This is a genomic window from Pseudomonas sp. R5-89-07, assembly GCF_003851685.1.
Lineage (GTDB): Bacteria > Pseudomonadota > Gammaproteobacteria > Pseudomonadales > Pseudomonadaceae > Aquipseudomonas.
Genome location: NZ_CP027727.1, coordinates 4,677,534 through 4,694,089, shown reverse-complemented (window position 1 = coordinate 4,694,089; position 16,556 = coordinate 4,677,534). Strand labels below are relative to the sequence as shown.

13 protein-coding genes are annotated in these 16,556 nt (G+C 61.5%); 2 read left to right on the top strand and 11 right to left on the bottom strand.

What is annotated here, in order from left to right:
* Nucleotides 1–49 precede the first annotated feature (49 nt).
* From C4J94_RS21435 to arcD (C4J94_RS21385), 11 genes are all read right to left on the bottom strand, one after another.
* Nucleotides 50–262 carry a cold-shock protein gene (locus C4J94_RS21435; protein ID WP_049711759.1) on the bottom strand — a complete coding sequence of 71 codons (213 nt, stop codon included), beginning with the start codon at nt 260–262 and terminating at the stop codon, nt 50–52.
* A 393-nt stretch (nt 263–655) separates the two neighbouring features.
* Complete coding sequence (gene gcvT, locus C4J94_RS21430) at nt 656–1,780, bottom strand: glycine cleavage system aminomethyltransferase GcvT (RefSeq protein WP_124387960.1); 1,125 nt, start codon at nt 1,778–1,780, stop codon at nt 656–658.
* A gap of 39 nt (nt 1,781–1,819) precedes the next feature.
* Nucleotides 1,820–3,196, bottom strand: coding sequence for an L-serine ammonia-lyase (locus C4J94_RS21425; protein WP_124387959.1), 1,377 nt, complete (start codon nt 3,194–3,196; stop codon nt 1,820–1,822).
* A gap of 162 nt (nt 3,197–3,358) precedes the next feature.
* Nucleotides 3,359–6,196 (bottom strand): aminomethyl-transferring glycine dehydrogenase, encoded by a 2,838-nt coding sequence (gcvP, locus tag C4J94_RS21420; protein WP_124387958.1) that lies wholly within the window; start codon nt 6,194–6,196, stop codon nt 3,359–3,361.
* Nucleotides 6,197–6,206: 10 nt separating this feature from the next.
* Complete coding sequence (gcvH, locus tag C4J94_RS21415; protein WP_124387957.1) at nt 6,207–6,590, bottom strand: glycine cleavage system protein GcvH; 384 nt, start codon at nt 6,588–6,590, stop codon at nt 6,207–6,209.
* A gap of 410 nt (nt 6,591–7,000) precedes the next feature.
* Entirely contained in the window at nt 7,001–8,509 is a 1,509-nt protein-coding gene (locus tag C4J94_RS21410) for a sigma-54-dependent transcriptional regulator (RefSeq protein ID WP_124387956.1), read from the bottom strand.
* A 184-nt stretch (nt 8,510–8,693) separates the two neighbouring features.
* On the bottom strand, nt 8,694–9,056 hold the full coding sequence (locus C4J94_RS21405) for a DUF5064 family protein (protein WP_124387955.1): 363 nt from the start codon (nt 9,054–9,056) through the stop codon (nt 8,694–8,696).
* Between the two features lie 18 nt (nt 9,057–9,074).
* Nucleotides 9,075–10,004, bottom strand: coding sequence for a carbamate kinase (gene arcC / locus C4J94_RS21400; protein ID WP_124387954.1), 930 nt, complete (start codon nt 10,002–10,004; stop codon nt 9,075–9,077).
* 86 nt (nt 10,005–10,090) lie between these two features.
* Entirely contained in the window at nt 10,091–11,101 is a 1,011-nt protein-coding gene (locus tag C4J94_RS21395) for an ornithine carbamoyltransferase (protein WP_124387953.1), read from the bottom strand.
* Between the two features lie 11 nt (nt 11,102–11,112).
* Nucleotides 11,113–12,369, bottom strand: a complete 1,257-nt coding sequence (arcA, locus tag C4J94_RS21390; RefSeq protein WP_124387952.1) for an arginine deiminase — start codon at nt 12,367–12,369, stop codon at nt 11,113–11,115.
* Nucleotides 12,370–12,394: 25 nt separating this feature from the next.
* Nucleotides 12,395–13,822 (bottom strand): arginine-ornithine antiporter, encoded by a 1,428-nt coding sequence (gene arcD, locus C4J94_RS21385; protein WP_124387951.1) that lies wholly within the window; start codon nt 13,820–13,822, stop codon nt 12,395–12,397.
* A gap of 402 nt (nt 13,823–14,224) precedes the next feature.
* Between arcD (C4J94_RS21385) and arcD (C4J94_RS21380) the strand changes: the two genes are divergently transcribed.
* Nucleotides 14,225–15,652 carry an arginine-ornithine antiporter gene (arcD, locus tag C4J94_RS21380; protein ID WP_124387950.1) on the top strand — a complete coding sequence of 476 codons (1,428 nt, stop codon included), beginning with the start codon at nt 14,225–14,227 and terminating at the stop codon, nt 15,650–15,652.
* Nucleotides 15,649–16,512 (top strand): DNA-3-methyladenine glycosylase, encoded by an 864-nt coding sequence (locus C4J94_RS21375; RefSeq protein WP_124387949.1) that lies wholly within the window; start codon nt 15,649–15,651, stop codon nt 16,510–16,512. The genes arcD (C4J94_RS21380) and C4J94_RS21375 overlap by 4 nt, the downstream gene beginning before the upstream one ends.
* Nucleotides 16,513–16,556: the final 44 nt, after the last annotated feature.

Genomic DNA, 16,556 nt, shown 5'->3' with positions numbered 1-16,556 from the left:
ATAAAAAAGCCCCTGATGTCATATCAGGGGCTTTTTGTCGCAGTAAGGGTCAGCCTTCTGCGTGTACTTCGTCAGCCTGCATGCCTTTCTGGCCCTGCACAGCAACGAAGGTCACTTTCTGGCCTTCTTTGAGGCTCTTGAAGCCGTTGCCCTGAATAGCGCGGAAATGCACGAACAGATCCGGGCCGCTTTCTGGCGTGATAAAACCAAACCCTTTCTCGTCGTTGAACCACTTGACGGTACCGCTCTGACGATCAGCCATTTTCTTCTTTCCTTTGACGCTAAAAATTGATGACAGCCCCTTTCACATGAAAGAGTACTGGGCTGGGTTGCAGGAAAGTAAGAGACGTCGAACGGGTTGTAGCGTAACTACTTCAGCTACTGCCCAGGTCCAGGTTCCAAGCGACCCATGCAAACACAGTGGGCAAACTCTACGCCAACTAATATGAAAAAAACAAGCCCTGCAAAAAAGACCGATTTTGCTTGGTTTGATGACACTTTGTTGAATAAAGTCGAGCTGTCTTATTCGATAGTCTCGGTCACTTGTTATAGGGGATTCTCTATAACAATGACTATCAATCGTGCACTGTTATATGGCGGTTGCGTTACAGTTTAGTGCACGTAACGCAACCTCGTTGCTTATAGAAACAGCCAATCAACCGCGGAAGTAACGTTGCGGCACGAATGGCATTTTACTTACACGTAATGGCACCTTTCTCCCACGCACCAACGCTGAAACCTCGGTATCCAGTGCGACAAACGCGCTGTCCAGATAACCCATCGCCAGCGGGCCGCCCAGGGTTGGGCCAAAGCCTCCGCTGCACACGCTGCCGATGACCGTACCGTGTTCATCGACAATTTCCGCGCCTTCGCGCACCGGGGTGCGTTCCTGCGGCAGCAGGCCAACGCGCTTGCGGCTCACACCGGCTTGCTGCTGGGTGAAGATCCGGTCGGCGCCCGGGAAGCCGCCGGCTCGCGCGCCATCGGCACGGCGGGCCTTGGAGATCGCCCACAACAGGCTGGCCTCAATCGGCGTGGTGTCGGTGTTCATGTCATGGCCGTACAGGCACAGACCGGCTTCCAGGCGCAGGGAGTCGCGCGCGCCCAGGCCGATCGCCTGCACTTCGGTCTCGGCCAGCAGGCTGCGGGCCAGGCTTTCGGCATTCTCAGCCGGTACGGAGATTTCGAAACCGTCTTCACCGGTGTAGCCGGAGCGGCTGACGTAGCAGTCCACACCCAGCAGGCGCAGGGAGGCAAACTGCATGAAGGTCATTTTGGTGACTTCGGGTGCCAGGCGCGCCAACACCTTCACCGCCGCCGGGCCTTGCAGGGCCAGCAGCGCGCGTTCTTCGAACAGCGGCTCGATGCTGCACTGCTCGCCAATGTGCGCGCGCAGATGGGCCAGGTCCTGGTCCTTGCAGGCGGCATTGACCACCAGAAACAGTTCGTCATTGCCCAGGTTGGCCACCATCAGGTCGTCGAGAATGCCGCCCTGGTCATTGGTGAACATCGCGTAGCGCTGCATGCCCACCGGCAGGTCAATGATGTCGACCGGTACCAGGGTTTCCAGGGCCTTGGCGGCATTGGCGCCGGTCAGGCGGATCTGGCCCATGTGCGACACATCGAACAACCCGGCCTGTTCACGGGTGTGCAGGTGTTCTTTCATCACGCCCAGCGGGTATTGCACCGGCATGTCGTAGCCGGCGAAGGGCACCATGCGCGCGCCCAGTTCGAGGTGCAAGGCGTGCAATGGAGTTTTCAACAGGGTTTCGGTGGACATGTTCAGCTCCTGAAAAACGTGCTGGCGCGCGGTTAGGCGTCAGCACTCGATAATGTTGACCGCCAAACCGCCACGGGCGGTTTCCTTGTATTTGCTCTTCATGTCGGCGCCGGTCTGGCGCATGGTGCGGATCACTTTGTCGAGGGACACAAAGTGCTGCCCATCGCCGCGCAAGGCCATGCGCACGGCGTTGATCGCCTTGACCGAGCCCATCGCATTGCGCTCGATGCAGGGCACCTGCACCAGCCCGCCAATCGGGTCGCAGGTCAGGCCGAGGTTGTGCTCCATGCCGATCTCGGCAGCGTTTTCCACTTGTGACACGCTGCCCCCCAGCACTTCGCAAAGTGCCCCGGCGGCCATCGAACAGGCCACGCCGACCTCGCCCTGGCACCCCACTTCAGCGCCGGAAATCGACGCGTTTTCCTTGTACAGAATGCCGATGGCGGCGGCGGTGAGCAGAAAACGCACCACGCCGTCTTCGTTCGCGCCGGGGATAAAACGCATGTAGTAATGCAGCACGGCGGGAATGATCCCGGCCGCACCGTTGGTGGGCGCGGTGACCACGCGCCCGCCGTTGGCGTTTTCTTCGTTGACCGCTAGTGCATAGAGGTTGACCCAGTCGAGCACCGACAACGGATCGCGCAAGGCCGACTCGGGGTTCTTGCACAGTTGCCGATGCAGCGCGGCGGCGCGGCGCTTGACCTTCAGGCCGCCGGGCAGGATGCCCTCATTGCGACAGCCGGCGTCCACGCAATCCTGCATCACCTGCCAGATCTTCAGCAGGCCGGCGCGGGTTTCCGCTTCCGGGCGCCACGCGCGCTCATTGGTCAGCATCACCTGGCTGATGGACAACCCGTAAGTGGCGCAGTGGCCGAGCAAGTCCTTGGCGTGCTTGAACGGAAAAGTCAGTGGGGTGGCGTCCTCGACAATCCGGTCAGCGCCGGCGGCGTCTTCATCCACCACGAAACCACCGCCCACCGAGTAATACTCGCGGCTGCGCACCTGGATACCGGCCGCATCGAAGGCACGAAAGATCATGCCGTTGGGATGGTAGGCGAGGGGTTTGCGAATCATCGCCAAGTGTTCTTTCTCGTTGAACGCAATGCTGTGTTCGCCGAGCAGGTTGAGGCGACCGTCACTGCGCATCTGCGCAAGGCGTGCGGCCACGGTTTCGGTATTCACGGTGTCCGGGTGTTCGCCTTCCAGGCCCAGCAGCACGGCTTTGTCGCTGCCGTGGCCTTTGCCGGTGGCGCCCAGCGAGCCGTAGAGTTCCACCTTGATGCTGTGGGTGGCGCTCAGCAAGTCGTCACGCTTGAGCCCCTCGACGAAGCGAGCGGCGGCGCGCATCGGGCCGACGGTGTGGGAGCTGGAGGGGCCGATGCCGATTTTGAACAGGTCGAACACGCTAAGGGACATGGTTGTTCTCCGGTTTCTTATTATTCCTGAGGTCAGGCGCGGTCAACTGTGGGAGGGGGCTTGCCCCCGATGGCGGTGTGTCAGCCACCAGATTTATCAACTGATGCTCAGCTATCGGGGGCATGCCCCCTCCCACATCTTGACCTCGTTCAGCCAGTCAGGTTACGCGTAGCTTTCGATCGACGGGCACGCACACACCAGGTTGCGATCGCCAAACACGTTGTCGACCCGGCCAACCGGCGGCCAGTACTTGCCTTCGATCAGCGAAGCAACCGGGTACACCGCCTGCTCGCGGCTGTATAGGTGGCTCCATTCGCCCACCAGTTCCGCAGCGGTATGCGGGGCGTTCTTGAGGGGGTTGTCGTCCTTGTCCAGCGTGCCGTTTTCCACCGCACGAATTTCTTCGCGAATGGCGATCATGGCGTCGCAGAAGCGGTCCAGTTCTTCCTTGGATTCACTTTCGGTCGGCTCGATCATCAAGGTGCCGGCCACTGGGAACGACATGGTCGGCGCATGGAAGCCGAAGTCGATCAGGCGCTTGGCCACGTCGTCCACGCTGATGCCGCTGCTGTCTTTCAACGGGCGCAGGTCGAGGATGCACTCGTGCGCCACCAGGCCGTTGCTGCCGGTGTACAGCACGGGGTAGTGCTCTTCCAGGCGACGGGAAATGTAGTTGGCATTCAGGATGGCCAGCTGCGAGGCGCGCTTGAGGCCGGCGCCGCCCATCATGCTGATGTACATCCAGGTGATCGGCAGGATGCTTGCGCTGCCGAACGGCGCGGCGCACACCGCGCCTTCCTTGCGTTCCATGGCCGCATGGCCCGGCAGGAATGGGGTGAGGTGGGACTTGACGCCAATCGGGCCAACGCCCGGGCCGCCACCGCCGTGGGGGATGCAGAAGGTCTTGTGCAGGTTCAGGTGGGATACATCGCCGCCGAACTTGCCCGGCGCGCAGAGGCCGACCATTGCGTTCATGTTGGCGCCGTCGATGTACACCTGGCCGCCGTTGTCGTGGATGATCGCGCAGATTTCGCGGATGCCTTCCTCGAACACACCATGGGTGGACGGGTAGGTGATCATCAGCGCGGCCAGGTGCTCGCGGTGCTCGACGGCCTTGGCGCGCAGGTCGTCGATGTCGACGTTGCCCCGTGCGTCGCAGGCGGTGACCACCACGCGCATGCCGGCCATGTTGGCGGTCGCCGGGTTGGTGCCGTGGGCCGACGACGGGATCAGGCAGATGTCGCGACGCGCTTCGCCACGGCTCTGGTGATAGGCGCGGATGGCCAGCAGGCCGGCGTATTCACCCTGGGAACCGGCGTTCGGCTGCAGCGAGATCGCGTCGTAGCCGGTGGCCGCGCAGAGCATGGCTTCCAGGTCCGAAGTCAGTTGCAGGTAGCCGGCGCTCTGTTCGGCCGGGGCGAAGGGGTGCAGGGCACCGAACTCGGCCCAGGTCACCGGGATCATTTCGCTGGCGGCGTTGAGCTTCATGGTGCACGAGCCCAGCGGGATCATGGTGCGGTCCAGCGCCAGGTCCTTGTCGGCCAGCTTGCGCAGGTAGCGCATCAGCTCGGTTTCCGAGTGGTAGCGGTTGAACACCGGGTGACTGAGGATCGGCGACTGGCGCAGCAGGGCGGCCGGCAGGGTGCTGTCGGTCGCGGCGAAGGCTGGCAGCGCCTTGCCGTCGGCGAAGATGGCCCACAAGGCCTGGATATCAGCCTGGGTGGTGGTTTCGTCGACCGACAGGCCGACACGCTCGGCATCCACCACGCGCAGGTTGATGCGCTGGGCACGGGCCTTGTCGTGCAGGGTGGCGGTGTTGGCGCCGGTGTTGAGTGTAAGGGTGTCGAAGAAGTGTGCCTGTTCGACCTTCAAGCCCAGGGCGGTGAGGCCCTTGGCCAGGATCGCCGTCAGCTGGTGAATGCGCTGGGCGATCTGGGTCAGGCCTTTGGGGCCGTGGTACACGGCGTACATGCTGGCGATGTTGGCCAGCAGCACTTGGGCGGTGCAGATGTTGCTGGTGGCCTTCTCGCGACGGATATGTTGCTCGCGGGTCTGCATGGCCAGGCGCAGGGCAGGCTTGCCGAAGCGGTCTACGGAGACACCGACCAGACGGCCTGGCATGTCGCGCTTGAACGCATCCTTGGTGGAGAAGTACGCCGCGTGCGGGCCGCCAAAGCCCAGTGGCACGCCGAAGCGTTGCGCGCTGCCGATGGCCACGTCGGCGCCGAACTCGCCCGGCGGGGTCAGCAGCGTCAGGGCCAGCAGGTCGGCGGCGACGGCGACCAGCGCGTTGGCTGCGTGAAAGCGTTCGGTCAGCTCGCGATAATCGAACACATCGCCGTTGCTGGCCGGGTATTGCAGCAGGGCGCCGAAGAATGCGCTGACGTCGGTCAGTTCGCGCTCATCGCCCACCACCACGTCGATGCCCAGTGGCTCGGCACGGGTGCGCAGTACGTCGAGGGTTTGCGGGTGGCTGTGCACCGAGGCGAAGAATGCATGGCTGCCTTTGTTCTTGCTCAGGCGCTTGCAGAAGGTCATGGCTTCGGCGGCGGCGGTGGCTTCGTCGAGCAGGGAGGCGTTGGCGATCGGCAGGCCGGTGAGGTCGCTGATCAGGGTCTGGAAGTTCAACAGCGCTTCCAGGCGGCCCTGGGAAATCTCCGGCTGGTACGGGGTGTAGGCGGTGTACCAGGCCGGGTTTTCCAAGAGGTTGCGCAAGATTGGCGACGGCGTATGGCAGTTGTAGTAACCCTGGCCGATATAGGTCTTGAACAGTTGGTTCTGGCTGGCGATGGCCTTGATCCTGGCCAGGGCCTCGGCTTCGCTCAGGCCGTCTTCCAGGCCGAGCACGCTGGTGCCCTTGATGCTTTCCGGGATGACGCTGGCGCTCAAGGCTTCGAGGGAATCAAAGCCCAGGCTGGCGAGCATCTGCTGCTCATCTTCCTCACGCGGGCCGATGTGGCGGGCGATGAATTCGTTGGCGGTGGTCAGATTAACGGTCATGACACGCTCCTCAGGCTTCGGCGTTGGCTTTGATCAGGCGGTCGTACGCATCCTGATCCAGCAGTTTAGCGACTGCCCCGGCATCAGCCGGTTTGAAGCGGAAGAACCAGCCTTCGCCCATCGGGTCTTCGTTGACCAGCTCCGGGCTGGCGTCGAGTTTGTCGTTCACTTCGAGGACTTCACCGTCCAGGGGCATGTACACGCCACTGGCGGCTTTTACCGATTCCACGGTGGAGGCTTCAGCGCCTTTGTCGTAGGCCTGCAACTCGGGCAGTTGCACGAAAACCACGTCACCCAGCGCATTCTGCGCGAAAGCGGTGATACCCACGGTGACGCTGCCATCGGCTTCGGCGCGCAGCCATTCGTGATCTTCAGTGAAACGCAACTCGCTCATGGAAACTCCTCAGGGCCAGATTCGCCTGGTGGACGGGATTGGAATGATGGGAGTTGCTTAGCAATATTGCGGCCAATGTCATTAAGTCGTTACAAAACAAGTAGTTAATGAAATGGGTTCTGAGCTTATGCGCTGAAGCTGTAGCGATTTCGCTACAGCGGAGCCTGCGAAAAAAAGCCTATGTGGATCAAAGCCTTGCATGGCGCGCAAAAAACAGGGTTGTAGCGATATCGTTCCACTGTAGCGCTTTCAGTACAGCGGATGTCGTTCTCAGACCAAAACCTGGAATGCATTCCAAATGTGGGAGGGGGCTTGCCCCCGATAGCAGTTTGTCAGTCAGCTCACCTGCTACTGATACACCGCTATCGGGGGCAAGCCCCCTCCCACATTGGTGTGTATTTCAACTGGAATCAGGGTTTGTTGGGTATGCCGTACTTGCGCAGGCGATGGGCAATGGCCGTGTGGGAGGTCTGCAAGCGACTGGCCAGTTGGCGCGTCGAGGGGTAGCGGGTATAGAGCGTTTCCAGCAGGCTGCGCTCGAAGTCTTCCACTGCCTGTTCCAGGCTGTCGACTTCGCCGTCGCTCTGGCGAGCGACGGAAGTGCCGGCGATATCCAGGTCGCCGATGTCCACCAGGCTGCTTTCGCAGATGGCGGCGGCGCGGAAGATCACATTCTGCAGTTGACGCACGTTGCCCGGCCAGCGGTTGCCCAGCAGTGCCGGGTAGGTCCCCGGCGCCAGGCGGCACACCGGGCGCTGGATCTGTGCGCACGCCTGCTGCATGAAGTAGCGGGCCAGCAGCAGGATGTCCTGGCCGCGCTCGCGCAATGGCGGCACTTCGACGTTGAGTACGTTGAGGCGGTAGAACAGGTCTTCGCGGAAAGTGCCTTCGCTGACCATCTTTTCCAGGTCGCGGTGGGTGGCGCTGAGGATGCGCACATTGACCTTCACTTCGCGGTCGCCGCCCACCCGGCGAAAGCTGCCGTCATTCAAAAAACGCAGCAACTTGGCCTGCAGGTAGGGTGACATCTCGCCGATTTCATCGAGAAACACCGTGCCTTGGTTGGCCAGCTCCATCAGCCCTGGCTTGCCGCCGCGCTGGGCGCCGGTAAAGGCACCGGGCGCGTAGCCGAACAACTCGCTTTCGGCGAGATTTTCCGGCAGCGCGGCACAGTTCAAGGCCAGAAACGGCGCACTGTGGCGGGCGCTGATCGCATGACAGGCACGCGCCACCAGCTCTTTGCCGGTGCCCGTCTCGCCCTGGATCAACAGCGGTGCATCCAGCGCGGCCACGCGTTGCGCCCGCGCCTTCAAGGTGCGGATCACCGGGGATTCGCCCAGCAGCGCGTCGAACCCTTCGGCATGGTCATGGTGCAGCGCCGACAATTGTTCGCCGATGCGGTTGGGCTGGTAGAGGGTGAGCAGGGCGCCGGCATCGGTAATCGGCGTGGCGTCCAGCAACAGGGTCTGGCCGTTCACGCTGATTTCGCGCAACGGCAGGCGGAAGCCATGCTCCAGCAAGGTTTCCAGCAACCCCGGGTCGTTGAACAGTTCGGCAATGCTTTCCCCGGCGGGTTCGCGGCCGTACAACGCGATCAGCGCCGGGTTGGCCAGCAGGATCTTGCCCGCGCTGTCCAGGGCCAGCACCGGGTCGGTCATGGCCGCCAGCAGGGCGTCGAGTTGCAGGTGGCGGCGTTGACCGGGAAGGATGTCGACCACGGTCACCGCCTGCACGCCCTGCACGCTGAACAACGCATCGCGCAGCTCTTCGAGCACCTCGGCGCTCAAGGTCGGCGCGTCGATATAGACGTTGGGCGGCACCATCTCCACCGCATCCAGGTTGAGATTGCGCCCACCGAGCAGGGCCAGGACTTCCTGGGTGATGCCGACGCGGTCGATGAAGCTGACGTGGATACGCATGTGTGGCTGAGAATTCTGAGGAGCAGAGGCGGCAAGTATGCCTTGGAGCAGATGCAGATCAAAATGTGGGAGGGGGCTTGCCCCCAATGGCGGTGTGTCAGCTAAAGATTTGTTGGCTGATCTAGCGCTATCGGGGGCAAGCCCCCTCCCACATTTTGAACAGTGTTGTGTCAGTGCAACCTTATCACCCCAGGTGTTCGGGCTTGACCGGGTCTCCGGATTTCATATCCAGCTGATGCCGCACATCTTCGAACATCAGGTCGTAATGCTTGTGCTGCGAGCCGAGGCTGCTGTGGGTCTTGGGAATGCCGTACTTTTCGGCAATCTTGGTCACGTTGCTGGCGAAGTTGTAAGCCTGGTCCTTGGGCAGGAAGAACGTTTCCTTCATGTCCTTGCCCTGGATGCTGCCATGCAGGGTGAACTGCATGCCTTTGCCTTCGCTTTTATCCGTGACGACTTCATAGTCCAGGCACAGGTCGTAGCTGACATCGTCTTTGTTCAGTGCGTGCCGCTCGATATGCAAGTGACCGGGTTCAAAGATGGCCATAGGCGTTTCTCCTCTACTTCACAAATAGGTGATGCCAGGTGTTGCAGTGCTGATGCGCGTGCCGGCGCTGCCCTGGACGATGGCTTCGATGTCTGAGAGTGAACCGATCACCGCGGTTTTGCCAGTCTGGCGGGCGAACTCGCAGGCGGCCTGCACCTTGGGGCCCATGGAGCCGGCGGCGAAGCCGAGTCGTTCCATTTCGTCGGGGTGGGCCTGGCCGATGGCCTTCTGAGTGGGCTTGCCGAAATCGATGAATGCCGCATTGACGTCGGTGGCGATCACCAGCAGGTCGGCGTCCAGTTGGGCGGCCAGCAGCGATGAGCAGAGGTCCTTGTCGATCACCGCTTCAATCCCGCGCAGCTTGCCGTCTTCGCCATACATCGTCGGAATGCCGCCGCCGCCGGCGCAGATCACGATGGCCTTTTTCTCCAGCAGCCATTTGATCGGGCGTATTTCAAAAATGCGTTTGGGCCGTGGGCTGGCGACGACGCGGCGATATTTGTCGCCATCGGGGGCGATGGCCCAGCCTTTTTCCGCAGCGAGTTTTTCTGCTTCGGCCTGGGTGTACACCGGGCCGATAGGTTTGGTGGGGTTCTGGAACGCCGGGTCCTTGGCGTCCACTTCGACCTGGGTGAGCAGGGTGGCGAAGGGCACTTCGAAGTCCAGCAGGTTGCCCAGTTCCTGTTCGATGATGTAGCCGATCATGCCTTCGGTTTCGGCACCGAGTACGTCCAGCGGGTAAGGCGACACGCTGGTGTAGGCGGCGGCCTGCAACGACAGCAGGCCGACCTGCGGGCCGTTACCGTGGGCGATCACCAGCTCGTTGCCGGCATGGACCTTGGCGATCTGTTCGGTGGCGATGCGGATGTTGGCGCGCTGGTTGTCGGCCGTCATGGGTTCACCACGGCGCAGGAGGGCGTTGCCGCCCAGGGCTACGACGATACGCATAGGTGTGTCCTTCTGAAATCCATCGTTGTGAACACGGGCAAATGTGGGAGGGGGCAAGCCCCTCCCACATTTTGACCCTGTAGCCTTTAGATATCCGCCAGCGCCGACACCAGAATCGCCTTGATGGTATGCATGCGGTTTTCCGCCTGCTCAAAGGCGATGTTGGATGGCGATTCGAAGACTTCTTCGGTGACTTCCACGCCATTGGCCAGGTGCGGGTACCGCGCGGCGATGTCTTTGCCGACCTTGGTTTCGCTGTTGTGGAACGCGGGCAGGCAGTGCATGAACTTCACGCGTGGGTTGCCCGAGGCTTTCATCATCTTGGTGTTGACCTGGTAGGGCAGCAGTTGCTCGATGCGCTCATCCCAGGCTTCCACCGGTTCGCCCATGGACACCCAGATATCGGTGTGGATGAAGTCCACACCCTTGACCGCCTCGGCAGGGTCTTCGGTGATGGTGATGCGCGCGCCGCTTTCTTGCGCGAATGCCTGGCACTGCTTGATGAAATCCTCGTGGGGCCACAGGGCTTTCGGTGCGCCGATACGCACGTCCATGCCGAGCTTGGCGCCGATCATCAGCAGCGAGTTGCCCATGTTGTAGCGTGCGTCGCCCAGGTAGGCGTAGCTGATGTCATGCAGCGGCTTGTCGCTGTGCTCGCGCATGGTCAGGGTGTCGGCGATCATTTGCGTCGGGTGGAATTCGGCGGTGAGGCCGTTGAACACCGGCACGCCGGCGAACTTGGCCAGCTCTTCGACGATCTCCTGCTCAAAGCCACGGTACTCGATGGCGTCGAACATGCGGCCAAGCACGCGGGCGGTGTCTTTCATGCTTTCCTTGTGGCCGATCTGCGACGACACCGGGTCGATGTAGGTGACGTGCGCGCCCTGGTCGTGGGCTGCCACTTCGAACGCGCAGCGGGTGCGGGTCGAGGTCTTTTCGAAGATCAGCGCGATGTTCTTGCCTTTGAGGTGCGCACGCTCGGTGCCGGTGTATTTGGCGCGCTTGAGGTCGCGGGACAGGTCCAGCAGGTAGTGCAGCTCGCGGGTGGTGTGGTGCATCAGCGACAGCAGGCTGCGGTTGTGCATATTGAAAGCCATGGGAATTCTCCTTAATAGTCGATTGGGTCGCGGATGATCGGGCAGGTCATGCAGTGGCCGCCGCCACGGCCTCGGCCGAGTTCACCGGCGCTGATGGTGATGACTTCCACGCCAGCCTTGCGCAGCAGGGTGTTGGTGTAGGTGTTGCGGTCGTAGCCGATCACCACGCCTGGCTCCACGGCCACCACGTTGTTGCCGTCGTCCCATTGCTCGCGTTCGGCGGCGAAGCTGTTGCCGCCGGTCTCGACCACGCGCAGGGCCTTGAGGTTGAGCGCCGCGGCGACGGTTTCGAGGAAGTTGGTTTTCTCCCGCTGGATGTCGATGCCGTGGGGCTTGCTTTCATCAGGACGCAGGGTGAAAGGCACGATCTGGTTGACCACTTCGGGGAAGACGGTGACCAGGTCGCGGTCGCAGAAGCTGAACACCGTGTCCAGGTGCATTGCCGCGCGGGATTTGGGCAGGCCGGCAACGATCACGCGTTCCACGGCTTTGTTCTTGAACAGGTTGCGCGCCAGTTGGCCGATGGCCTGGTGCGACGAACGCTCGCCCATGCCGATCAACACCACGCCGTTGCCAATCGGCATTACATCGCCGCCTTCCAGCGTGGCGGCGCCATGGTCCTGGTCGGGGTCGCCGTACCAGATCTGGAAATCCGCGTTGGTGAACTCGGGGTGGAATTTATAGATGGCGCTGGTCAGCAGGGTTTCCTGGCGGCGCGCCGGCCAGTACATCGGGTTGAGCGTCACGCCGCCGTAGATCCAGCAGGTGGTGTCGCGGGTGAACTGGGTGTTGGGCAGCGGCGGCAGAATGAAACTGGCATGGCCGAGAAAGTCGCGGAACATTTCGATGGTCTTGCCGCCGAAGCTGCTCGGCAAGTCTTCGGCCGATACGCCACCGATCAGGAATTCGGTGATCTTGCGCGGCTCCAGGCTGCGCAGCCACGAACCGACTTCATCGACCAGGCCCAGACCGACGGTGTTGGCAGTGATCTTGCGTTGCAGAATCCAGTCCAGCGCTTCGGGGATGGCGACGATGTCGGTCAGCAGGTTGTGCATTTCCAGCACATCAATGTCCCGCTCGCGCATTTTGGTGACGAAGTCGAAATGGTCGCGCTTGGCCTGCGCGACCCAGAGCACGTCATCGAACAGTAGCTCGTCGCAGTTGTTGGGAGTCAGCCGCTGGTGGGCCAGGCCTGGGGAGCACACCATGACTTTGCGCAGTTTGCCGGCTTCGGAATGAACGCCGTACTTCACTTTTTCCGTGGTCATTTCAGATCCTCCAGTGAACATAGAGTTACAGAGTCAGGAAGCCGTCATACAGGCCATAGGCAGCCACCAGGGCGCCAATGATCACTGCGGCGAAAATCAGCTTCTCGACGTTGGTGAATATCGGTTTGCCCAGTTCACGCTTGGCCTTGGCGAACAGGATCGCGCCGGGGGCGTAGAGCAGGGCGGAGAGCAGCAGGTATTTGGTGCCCCCGGCGTAGAGCAGCCAGATCGCGTAGATCAGCGCAATGGCGCCGATGAACAGGTCTTTGCGGCGCTCCTTGAGGGCGTTTTCGTACGTCTCGCCGCGCACCGCCAGCAGCAGCGCATAAGCCGCCGACCACAGGTAAGGCACCAGGATCATCGAGGTGGCGAGGTAGATGAGCGACAGGTAGGTGCTGGCGGAAAACAGCGTGATCACCAGGAACAGTTGCACCATCGCGTTGGTCAGCCAGAGGGCGTTGACCGGTACGTGGTTGGCGTTCTCCTTGCGCAGGAACTCGGGCATGGTGTGGTCCTTGGCGGCGGCGAACATGATCTCCGCACACAGCAGCACCCACGACAGCAACGCACCCAGCAGCGAGATGATCAAGCCGACGCTGATCAGCACCGCGCCCCAGTGGCCCACCACATGCTCCAGCACGGCGGCCATCGACGGGTTCTGCAGCTTGGCCAGTTCCGGCTGGGTCATGATCCCCAGGGACAGCACGTTCACCAGCATCAGGAACAGCAGCACGGTGATAAAGCCGATCACCGTGGCCTTGCCCACGTCGGAGCGTTTTTCGGCACGGGACGAGAAGATGCTCGCGCCTTCGATGCCGATGAACACCCACACGGTGACCAGCATCATGTTGCGCACCTGGTTCATCACGCTGCCCAGTTCGGGGTTTTTCACGCCCCAGATGTCAGCGGTGAAGATGTCCAGCTTGAACGCGAACAGCGCAATCAACACGAACAGCACCAGCGGCACCACCTTGGCGACGGTGGTCACCAGGTTGATGAACGCGGCTTCCTTGATCCCGCGCAGTACCAGAAAGTGCACCGCCCACAGCAACACCGAGGCGCCAATCACCGCCGCGGGGGTATTGCCTTCGCCAAAGATCGGGAAAAAGTAACCGAGGGTGCTGAACAGCAGCACGAAGTAACCGACGTTGCCCAGCCAGGCGCTGATCCAGTAACCCCAGGCGGAGGAGAAACCCATGTAGTCGCCGAAACCGGCCTTGGCGTAGGCGTAGACACCGCCGTCCAGGTCCGGCTTGCGGTTGGCCAGGGTCTGGAACACGAAGGCCAGGGTCAACATGCCGATGGCGGTAATCAGCCAGCCAATCAACACCGCGCCCACGTCGGCACTGGCGGCCATGTTTTGCGGCAGTGAGAAGATCCCGCCGCCAATCATCGAACCCACGACCAGCGCAACCAGCGCGCCAAGCCTAAGTTTTCCGGGAGAATCAGACATCGCATGACTCCAATGCAGGAGAGAGAGACCACAGAATAATTCTGTGCGCTAATCAAACAGCTGACTCAGATCACTTCATTGGCACATTCCATTGTGAATTAACGACTTAGGGTGGATATTTCGCAGGCGATGAAAATCTCGAGGAGGCGCTTTGCAGAGCGCCTGCGCCTTTCTGATTAATGATTTGGTTGGGCATGGATGTATGAAGCTAGTTCGTATTCGCAAATGTGCAAACTTTTAAATAGAGATTTGACGATGGCTCCATGTGGCACTTATTTAAATTCTAAATAAGCCTAAACTTCCTGTGTTTACATGCCCTTATGTTATGAAGCACTACATTGATTAAAATGAATTAGTTGAGTGCACAGGTGTCAGCTAAAAAATTTACTCTGAGGAATTTTGATGTCCCACCCAGCACAGAAACTTCGGCTTAGTGCCCTGATCGCCTTGGTGGTGGGTTCGATGATCGGCGGCGGAATCTTTTCTTTGCCACAGAACATGGCGGCACGCGCGGGAGCCGGCGCTGTGCTGATCGGCTGGGGTATCACGGCGGTGGGGATGCTGACCCTGGCCTTTGTGTTCCAGACCCTGGCCAACCGTAAGCCTGAATTGGATTCCGGTGTGTATGCCTACGCGAAGGCCGGGTTCGGCGACTACATGGGTTTTTCGTCCGCCTGGGGTTACTGGATCAGTGCGTGGATGGGCAACGTCGGTTACTTTGTGCTGCTGTTCAGCACCCTCGGCTACTTTTTCCCAGTGTTCGGCCAGGGCAATACGCCGCTGGCCATCGGCTGTGCGTCGCTGTTGCTGTGGGCTGTGCATTTTCTGGTGATGCGTGGGATCAAGGAGGCGGCCTTCATCAACCAGGTCACCACCGTGGCGAAGATCGTACCGCTGCTGATGTTTATCGTGATTGCCGCCGTGGCGTTCAAGGCGGACATCTTCAGCCGTGATATCTGGGGCCTGGGCAACCCGCAAATGGGCAGTGTGACGGAGCAGGTGCGCCACATGATGCTGGTCACTGTGTTTGTATTTATCGGTATCGAAGGCGCCAGCGTTTACTCGGCGCGGGCCGAGAAGCGCGCGGATGTGGGCCGGGCTACCGTGATCGGTTTTCTCGGCGTGCTGGCGCTGCTGGTGCTGGTGAACGTGCTGTCCCTGGGGATCATGAGCCAGCCGGAACTGGCGCAGTTGCAAAACCCATCGTTGGCGGGCGTGCTGGAGCATATCGTCGGGCCGTGGGGGGCGATATTGATCAGCATCGGCCTGGCGGTTTCGCTGCTGGGGGCGCTGTTGTCGTGGGCATTGCTGTGCGCGGAAATCCTGTACGCGACCGCCCAGGACAAGACCATGCCGGCGTTCCTGAAAAAGGAAAACGCCAACCAGGTGCCGGTTAATGCCCTGTGGCTGACCAACCTGATGATCCAGGCCTTCCTGGTGATCACGCTGTTTTCCGCCAGCACCTACACCACCCTGATCTACCTGGCGTCCTCGATGATTCTGGTGCCCTACCTGTGGTCGGCAGCCTATGCGGTGCTGTTGAGCGGGCGCGGGGAAACCTATGAAGGCGCCGGGCGCCGGCGCATGAAGGACTTGTTCATAGGCCTGATCGCATTGGCTTACGCCGTGTGGCTGCTGTACGCGGGCGGCCTGAAATACCTGCTGCTGTCGGCGCTGTTGTATGCGCCCGGTGTGATCCTGTTTGCCCAGGCCAAGCGCGAGCAGGGCCAGCCCTTGTTCACTGCTGTGGAAAAAGGCATTTTCGGGTGCGTGGTGGCAGGGGCTGGGCTGGCGGCATACGGGCTGTATAGCGGGATGTTGTCGTTGTGAGGCTGGCCTATCAGCCGCCCTACGATTGGGCGGCCATGTTGGAGTTTCTGTCGGCGCGGGCGATCAGCGGGCTGGAGAGCGTCGAGGCCGGGGTATACCGGCGCAGCATCCGTCTGGCTGGGCAGCAGGGTTGGATCAGCGTTGCGCCGGGGGCGGGTGATTGGTTGGACGTGGAGGTCGACTTTCCCGACCCTGCAGTCCTGCCGGAAATCGAGTGGCGGCTGCGCAGAATGTTTGACCTGGATGCCCAACCTGAACGGATCAACGCAACGTTGGCCCGTGACCCGCTGATGGCGCAACTGGTGGCTGCTCGCCCTGGGCTGCGCCTGCCGGGAACGTGGGACGGTCTGGAGCTGGCGATGCGCGCCGTGCTGGGCCAGCAGATCACGGTGGTGGCGGCGATTCGCCTGGCAGGCAAATTGGTGGCGCAATACGGCCAGCCGCTGCAAACACCCCATGCCGCTATTACCCACGTGTTCCCGACGGCTGAAGTACTGGCGGCGGCGGACCTTGCCACCCTAGGCATGCCGAGGGCACGAGGGCGCACGTTGTCGGGAGTGGCCCAGGCCCTGCTGGATGATCCGCAGCTGTTTGCGCCCAAGGCCGGCTTGAAGGAGAGCGTTGCGCGGTTGGTCGCGCTGCCGGGGATTGGCGACTGGACCGCGCACTACATCGCCATGCGTCAATTGCGCGAGGCGGATGCGTTTGCGTCCGGGGACATCGGGTTGATCAATGCGCTGGCGGCGCTGGAAGGCGGGCCGGTGTCGGCGCGGCAATTGTTGGCGCGAGCCGAGGCGTGGCGGCCGCTCAGGGCGTATGCGGCGCAGCATTTGTGGGCGTCGCTGGGGCGTCGGGATTGAGGGTGGCTGTACGGGCCTCATCGGGGGCAAGCCCCCTCCCACAC

Bases quoted from the DNA above. Each gene is read 5' to 3' on its own strand.
- C4J94_RS21435 (WP_049711759.1), bottom strand. From the start codon at position 262: ATGGCTGATCGTCAGAGCGGTACCGTCAAGTGGTTCAACGACGAGAAA.
- gcvT (WP_124387960.1), bottom strand. From the start codon at position 1,780: ATGTCCACCGAAACCCTGTTGAAAACTCCATTGCACGCCTTGCACCTC.
- C4J94_RS21425 (WP_124387959.1), bottom strand. From the start codon at position 3,196: ATGTCCCTTAGCGTGTTCGACCTGTTCAAAATCGGCATCGGCCCCTCC.
- gcvP (WP_124387958.1), bottom strand. From the start codon at position 6,196: ATGACCGTTAATCTGACCACCGCCAACGAATTCATCGCCCGCCACATC.
- gcvH (WP_124387957.1), bottom strand. From the start codon at position 6,590: ATGAGCGAGTTGCGTTTCACTGAAGATCACGAATGGCTGCGCGCCGAA.
- C4J94_RS21410 (WP_124387956.1), bottom strand. From the start codon at position 8,509: ATGCGTATCCACGTCAGCTTCATCGACCGCGTCGGCATCACCCAGGAA.
- C4J94_RS21405 (WP_124387955.1), bottom strand. From the start codon at position 9,056: ATGGCCATCTTTGAACCCGGTCACTTGCATATCGAGCGGCACGCACTG.
- arcC (WP_124387954.1), bottom strand. From the start codon at position 10,004: ATGCGTATCGTCGTAGCCCTGGGCGGCAACGCCCTCCTGCGCCGTGGT.
- C4J94_RS21395 (WP_124387953.1), bottom strand. From the start codon at position 11,101: ATGGCTTTCAATATGCACAACCGCAGCCTGCTGTCGCTGATGCACCAC.
- arcA (WP_124387952.1), bottom strand. From the start codon at position 12,369: ATGACCACGGAAAAAGTGAAGTACGGCGTTCATTCCGAAGCCGGCAAA.
- arcD (WP_124387951.1), bottom strand. From the start codon at position 13,822: ATGTCTGATTCTCCCGGAAAACTTAGGCTTGGCGCGCTGGTTGCGCTG.
- arcD (WP_124387950.1), top strand. From the start codon at position 14,225: ATGTCCCACCCAGCACAGAAACTTCGGCTTAGTGCCCTGATCGCCTTG.